7 protein-coding genes are annotated in these 6,782 nt (G+C 63.9%); all 7 read left to right on the forward strand.

Annotated elements, in window-relative coordinates; genetic code table 11:
- Positions 1-19 precede the first annotated feature (19 nt).
- The 7 genes from PXK01_RS20490 to PXK01_RS20520 are packed head-to-tail and all read left to right on the forward strand — an operon-like array spanning position 20 to position 6,413.
- Positions 20-1,099, forward strand: a complete 1,080-nt coding sequence (locus tag PXK01_RS20490; protein ID WP_274849575.1) for an ABC transporter ATP-binding protein — start codon at positions 20-22, stop codon at positions 1,097-1,099.
- A gap of 40 nt (positions 1,100-1,139) precedes the next feature.
- Entirely contained in the window at positions 1,140-2,477 is a 1,338-nt protein-coding gene (locus PXK01_RS20495; RefSeq protein ID WP_274849574.1) for an aminotransferase family protein, read from the forward strand.
- Between the two features lie 3 nt (positions 2,478-2,480).
- A complete protein-coding gene (locus PXK01_RS20500) occupies positions 2,481-3,407 on the forward strand; it encodes a 3-keto-5-aminohexanoate cleavage protein (protein WP_274861561.1) in 927 nt (308 codons plus the stop codon).
- Entirely contained in the window at positions 3,407-3,898 is a 492-nt protein-coding gene (locus tag PXK01_RS20505) for a GNAT family N-acetyltransferase (protein WP_274861562.1), read from the forward strand. Before PXK01_RS20500 ends, PXK01_RS20505 begins: the two co-directional genes overlap by 1 nt.
- A complete protein-coding gene (locus tag PXK01_RS20510) occupies positions 3,895-4,920 on the forward strand; it encodes a histone deacetylase family protein (RefSeq protein WP_274849571.1) in 1,026 nt (341 codons plus the stop codon). Before PXK01_RS20505 ends, PXK01_RS20510 begins: the two co-directional genes overlap by 4 nt.
- The gene (locus tag PXK01_RS20515; protein WP_274861564.1) at positions 4,917-6,017 is read left to right on the forward strand and encodes an NAD(P)/FAD-dependent oxidoreductase; all 1,101 of its coding nucleotides are present in this window, start codon (positions 4,917-4,919) and stop codon (positions 6,015-6,017) included. Before PXK01_RS20510 ends, PXK01_RS20515 begins: the two co-directional genes overlap by 4 nt.
- A 45-nt stretch (positions 6,018-6,062) precedes the next feature.
- Positions 6,063-6,413 carry a RidA family protein gene (locus PXK01_RS20520; protein WP_274861566.1) on the forward strand — a complete coding sequence of 117 codons (351 nt, stop codon included), beginning with the start codon at positions 6,063-6,065 and terminating at the stop codon, positions 6,411-6,413.
- The last annotated feature ends 369 nt before the right edge of the window (positions 6,414-6,782 follow it).

The raw sequence follows: 6,782 nt of genomic DNA on the forward strand, positions 1-6,782 counted from the left end.
CCATCCGGAGAGCGCTCCCGTGAGTTCCGTTACCCTGAACAATATCGTCAAACGCTTTGGCACCTTCACGGCGGTGCACAAGGCCAACCTTGAGATCCCCGAGGGCGCCTTTGTCACGCTGCTGGGGCCGTCGGGCTGCGGCAAGACCACCAACCTGCGGATGATCGCGGGTCTGCTGGACCCAAGCGAGGGCGAGATCCTGATCGGCGGCAAGCGCGTCAACGATGTGCCGATCCACAAGCGCAACCTCGGCATCGTGTTCCAGAACTACGCGCTGTTCCCCCACAAGACCGTGGCCGAGAACATCGCCTTTGGCCTGAAATACCGCAATGTCCCGAAATCCGACGTGGCCCGGCGGGTACAAGAGGCGCTTGACCTGGTGCAGCTGCCGGACGTGGGGCACCGCTACCCCAAGGAGCTGTCGGGTGGTCAGCAGCAGCGCATCGCGCTTGCCCGCGCCATCGTGATCGAACCGGAGGTGCTGTTGCTTGATGAACCCCTGTCGGCGCTGGATGCCAACCTGCGCGAGGACATGCGGGTCGAGTTGAAGCGCATCCAGTCCAAGATCGGGGTCACCACCGTTTTCGTGACCCATGACCAGTCCGAGGCGCTGGCGATGTCGGACAAGATCGTGGTGATGAGCGCCGGTCGCATCGAGCAGGTCGGCACCCCCGAAGAGGTCTATAACACCCCCGCCAGCGAATTCGTGGCGAACTTCCTGGGGGCGTCGAACATCCTTGCCGGCGCCTGTGTCACCAAGGACGCCGACGCTGCCCTGCTGGATGTGCCGCTGTTTGGCAGCGTTCCGGTGCCCGCGGACAAGGCGCCCGCCGTCACTGCGGGGGCTTCGGCAAAACTGGTGCTGCGCGCCGAAAAGCTGGTGCTGATGGCACCGGGCAGCGACACCTCGGGCATGGTCACCGCAGAAGCCGTGGTCGAAACCGTCGATTACCAGGGCCAGACCGTGCGCTACTTCCTGCGCGTGGGCGACAGGCAGCTACAGGCGATCAACATGATCGATGGCCGCCCCTTTGCCGAAGGGCAGAGTGTCACCGCCGCTTTCCGCCCGCAGGACTGCGCGGCGCTGGCAAGCGCTTGAATACCAACACATAAGATAAGATCGCGATCGGGATCACAGCATGAGCAATCTCTTCTATCAGGGCCGCGGCCGCAAACCGGTGCTGGAGCAGGCGCGCGGCGTCTACATGTGGGACAAGGACGGCAAGCGCTACCTTGACGGCTCCTCCGGGGCGATGGTTTGCAATATCGGCCATTCCAACGAAAACGTGCTGGCGGCGATGCAGCGGCAGATGGAGAAATCCACCTTTGGCTACCGGCTGCATTTCGAAACAGAAGCCTCGGAACAGCTGGCGGCGCGTTTGGCCGGGCTGATGCCCGAGGGCCTGAACAAGGTCTTCTTTGTTTCCGGTGGGTCCGAAGCGGTGGAAAGCGGCATGAAGATGGCTCGCCAATATGCGCTGGCCACCGGGCAGGACAGCCGCTGGAAGGTGATTTCGCGCAGCCCCTCCTATCATGGCTGCACCTTGGGCGCGCTTGCGGTCACTGGCTACACGACCCTGTCGGCGCCTTTCGCACCGATGATGCAGGAGATGCCCAAGGTGCCCGCGCCGCGTGCCTATCTCGATGGGCTTGATCCGAATGATCCCGCCACGGGTGAGCATTACGCCAATATGCTGGAGGCGAAGATCCTCGCCGAAGGGCCTGAAAGCGTCCTGGCCTTTATCCTGGAACCCGTCGGTGGCGCCTCTACCGGCGCGCTGGTTCCGCCCCTGGGATATATGGAACGGATCCGCGAAATCTGTGACCAATATGGCGTCTTGTTGATCATGGACGAGGTGATGACCGGCGCCGGGCGCACGGGCAGCTTCCTTGGCTGCGAACATTGGGGCACACGCCCCGATATCGTGGTGATGTCCAAGGGCATCGGCTCAGGGTATGTGCCGCTGGGGGCGATGATCGTTGACGAACGCCTGGTCGATCCGGTGCTGGATGCGGGCGGTTTTGCCCATGGCTTTACCTATGCCGGCAATCCGTTGGCCTGCGCTGCGGGCCTGGCCGTGGTGGAAGAGATCGAGGCGCAGGGCCTATGCCAGAACGCGGCTCAGATGGGTGAGAAGCTGATCGCGCGGCTGCATGGGCTGATGCAGAAACACGAGATCATCGGCGATGTGCGCGGCAAGGGGCTGCTGACGGCCTTCGAGTTCATGTCGGACCGTACCACCAAGGCGCCTTTGCCCAAGGGGCTGAACGCTTATCAGCGCTTCGTGGATATTGCCTACGACAAGGGGCTGATCGTTTATTCGCGCCGCACCCGCGACGGGGTGGAGGGCGATCATATCCTGGTCTGCCCGCCGCTGATCCTGAATGACACCCATCTGGATGAGATCATCGAGGGGCTTGATGCCTCGCTGGTGCAGTTCTCCGATGAAATCCACCCCGCAGTGAAAGCCGACTAATATATGTCCAAGATCCTGATCACCTGCGCCATCACCGGCTCGATCCATACGCCGTCAATGTCGCCCTATCTGCCGGTGACGGCGGATGAGATCACCGAGCATGCGCTGGGCGCGGCGGAAGCGGGGGCGGCGATCCTGCATTTGCACGCGCGCGATCCCGAAACCGGCCAGCCCTCGGCCAGCAGTGATCACTTCAAGGCGTTTTTGCCACGCATCAAACAGGCAAGCGATGCGGTGCTCAATATCTCGACCGGGGGCAGCGCGGTGATGACGCTGGAGGACCGGCTGGCAGCACCCAAGATGGCCGAGCCGGAGATGTGCAGCCTCAACATGGGCACGATGAACTTCGCGCTGTATCCGGCGGCGGAGCGGATTACAGACTGGAAGCACGCTTGGGAAAAGCCCTTCCTGGAAAACTCCGACGATCTGGTCTTCAAGAACACCCCCCGCGACATGGCGCGGATCCTGACCGAGATCGGACAGGAGCGCGGCGCGCGCTTCGAGTTCGAATGCTATGACGTCAGTCATCTTTACATGCTGAAGCATTTTGTGGACCGTGGCCTGGTGCAGGCGCCCCTCTTCATCCAGTTCGTATTCGGCGTGCTGGGCGGGATCGGGCCGGATCCGGAGAACCTTACTCATATGAAACTGATCGCGGACAAACTGTTTGGCGACAGCTACATGTTCTCGGTGCTGGCGGCGGGGCGCCACCAGATGCCGCTGATCACCATGGGCGCGGCCATGGGCGGGCACGTGCGCGTCGGGCTGGAGGACAGCCTGATGATCTCGCGCGGGCAGCTGGCCAGGACCAACGCCGAACAGGTGGCCAAGATCCGCCGCATTGTCGAGGACCTGGGCCGCGAGGTCGCCAGCCCCGATGAGGCGCGGGCGATGCTGGCTCTGAAGGGCGCGGATCGGACGGCGATCTGATGGAGATCCGATTTCGCAGCGCTTTGGCTGAGGATGTTCCGGCGCTGCACGCGGCGCTGTCGCAGCTGTCGGTCGATCTGGGCGATCATCATGTGGCGCAGGAAGAGGACCTGCTGCGGGCAGGGTTCGGTCCCGATCCCGCCTTTGGCGCGATCCTGGCCGAACTTGGCCCGCCTGCGGCGGCGCGCACGGTCGGGGTCAGCCTGTTCTCGCCGGTGTTTTCCACCGTGCGCGGGGCGGCCGGGGTCTATGTGGCGGACCTTTGGGTGGCGGCCGAGATGCGCGGGCAGAAACTGGGTCAGCGGTTGTTGGGCGCAGTGCTGGAGGTCGCGCAGGACAGATGGCGCGCGCGCTTCCTCAAGCTGAACGTCTATGAGGACAGCCCTGATGCCCGCAGGTTCTACGAACGGCTGGGGTTCACCCCCGCCCAGTCACAGACGGAAATGATACTGGAGGAGGCCGGATGCGCGGCCCTAAGAGGAGAGCGATGAAAGCCATATTCGACGAGCGTCAGTGGAAACACGACCCCAAGCATTTCATGGCCAATGGCGCCATGCTGCCCAACCCCGAACAGCCCAAGCGGATCGAAGTGCTGCACGCGGGCGCACTGGCCGCGGGCTGCAGCTTTCAGGCGCCGCAGGATGCGGGCCTTGGCCCGATCGCGGCGCTGCACTCGGCGGAGTATCTGACCTTTCTTGAGACCATCTACACCCGCTGGCAGCGCATCCCCGGCGCGGGCGAGGAGGTGATCCCCAACATCCACCCCGCGCGCCGCACCGATGGCTATCCGAAATCCGCCGTGGGCCAGGCCGGGTTCCACCAGGCGGATACCGCCTGCCCAATCGCGGAAGGCACCTGGGAGGCCGCCTATTGGTCGGCGCAATCCGCCGTGACCGGCGCCGATCTGATCCGGGACGGGGAGCGCGCCGCCTATGTCCTGTCGCGCCCGCCGGGGCACCATGCCTTTGGCGATCTGGCGGGAGGCTTCTGCTTCCTGAACAACTCCGGCATCGCGGCGGAGCGTCTGCGCGCCGCCGGTCTGCGTCCGGCGATCCTGGATGTAGACGTGCACCACGGCAACGGCACCCAAGGCATTTTCTATGATCGCGACGATGTGCTGACGGTTTCGATCCACGCGGACCCCGCACGCTTCTATCCGTTCTTCTGGGGGCACGCGCAGGAACGCGGCGAGGGGCGCGGTCTTGGCTACAACCTGAACCTGCCGCTGCAACGCGGCACCGGCGATGATGACTACCTCAAGACGCTGGACACCGCTCTGCAACGCATCAAGAGCTTTGGCACCGATGTGCTGGTGGTGGCGCTGGGGCTCGATGCCTCGATCGATGACCCCTTCGAAGGGCTGGCGGTGACCAAGGACGGGTTCGCCCGCATCGGCGCGGCCATTGCAGCCACCGGTCTGCCGGTGCTCTTTGTGCAGGAGGGCGGCTACCTGTCCGACTCGCTTGGTGAAAACCTGACCCGAACCCTGACCGGGTTTCAGGAGGGCGCGTGACGACCTTTGATGCCATTGTCATCGGCGGCGGCATTGCTGGGGTGTCGGCTGCCGCCGAACTGGCGCGCGATATGTCGGTGCTGGTGCTCGAGGCAGAGCCGCAGATCGGCTATCATGCCACGGGGCGCTCGGCGGCGATCTTCATCCGCAACTACGGTAACGAGACGCTGCGGGCGCTGAATGCCGCCTCGGCCCCGGTGCTTGAGGCGCCCGAGGGGATCACCGACCGATCGCTCCTGTCGCCGCGCGGCGAAATGCTGGTGGCCGATGAAAGCGAACTGCCCGCCCTGGAAGACTACGCCAAGGGCGCCACGGGGCTGGAGCAACTGACGGCACAGCAGGCGGTGGAACTGGTGCCGATCCTGCGCCCCGAGCGCATCGCCGCTGCCGTGATCGAATGGGACGCGCAGGATATTGATGTGGACCGCATGCTGGCGGGCTATGCCAGCGCACTCAAACGCCGTGGCGGCCAGATCGTGACGAAGGCACGGATCGATACGCTGACCCGCATGGGAGGCGCGTGGCATGTGACGGTTGGCACAGACAGCTTTAGCGCGCCTATCGTGATCAACGCGGCGGGCGCCTGGGCCTCTGACGTGGGCAGAATGGCCGGGGCCATGCCAATCGCCATCTCTCCCCTGCGCCGCTCTGCCGCGATCCTGCCTGCACCCGATGGCTATGACCCGACGCGCTGGCCGCTGTTCGCCTCGGCAGCCGAAGACTGGTACGCCAAACCGGAAGCGGGCAAGCTGATGGTCTCCCCCGCCGACGAAGACCCGGTAGACCCACATGATGCCTGGGTCGATGACATGGTGCTGGCCGAGGGGCTTTACCGTTTTGAACAGGCGGTGACCGTGCCGGTGACGCGGGTCGAGTCCTCTTGGGCCGGCCTGCGCAGCTTTGCCCCGGATCGCAGCCCGGTCGTGGGCTTTGATCCACTGGCCGAAGGGTTCTTCTGGCTGGCCGGGCAGGGGGGCTACGGGGTTCAGACCGCTCCGGCGCTGGCGGCCATGACAGCTGCATTGTGCCGGGGCGTTGCGCCCGCTATCGGTGAAACCATCACCCGTGCCGTCAGCCCGCAGCGTTTCGCAGGCTGATCGGCTTCGGACCCGGAATACTCCAACAGACAGGAAGACAAGATCATGAGTGACATCATTCGCAAACACACCGGCCCCCGCATGAGCCAGATCGTCACGCACGGCGACACCATCTATCTGGCGGGCCAGGTCGGCACAGCGGGCGCCAGCGTTGCCCAGCAGACCAAGGATTGCCTGGAGCAGATCGATAGCCTTCTGGCCGAGGCGGGCAGCGACAAGACCCGGATCCTGCAAACGGTGATCTGGCTGGCCGACATGAAGGACTTTGCCGAAATGAACGCGGTCTGGGACGCCTGGGTTCCCGAAGGCCATACCCCGGCGCGCGCCTGCGGTGAGGCAAAGCTGGCCACACCGGAATATCTGGTCGAGTTCATCGTGACGGCGGCCAAGGCCTGAGAAAAGGTCGTTCGGCCTTGCAGCAGATAGGCAAAGCCCGGCGGTATCGCCGGGCTTTGTCGTTTTCCGGGCACCTTGCAAAGCGACGGAAACTCCCTTTCGGGCAGGGTCAGGACTGCGGATCGGGAGGGAGTTTCTTTGGGCCGACATGTGACTCGCGGGGATTCATCCGAGTCGTGCCTTTGAAGGGTCCGATTCCCACCGTCTTCGGTGCGGCCGTCAGTTAAATGCATCCGTGATGTTTCGCTAAGTGTTTGTAAATAGTTGATAATTGAGTTTTTCTGAATTTCTCTGTTTTTTGGGTTGCGGGTGGTTTGTGTTGGGACTAGAACCCCCTTCACCGGCGGCGCTGAGGCGCTACTGAGAGGA

Source organism: Phaeobacter sp. PT47_59 (assembly GCF_028890025.1).
GTDB lineage: Bacteria > Pseudomonadota > Alphaproteobacteria > Rhodobacterales > Rhodobacteraceae > Phycobacter.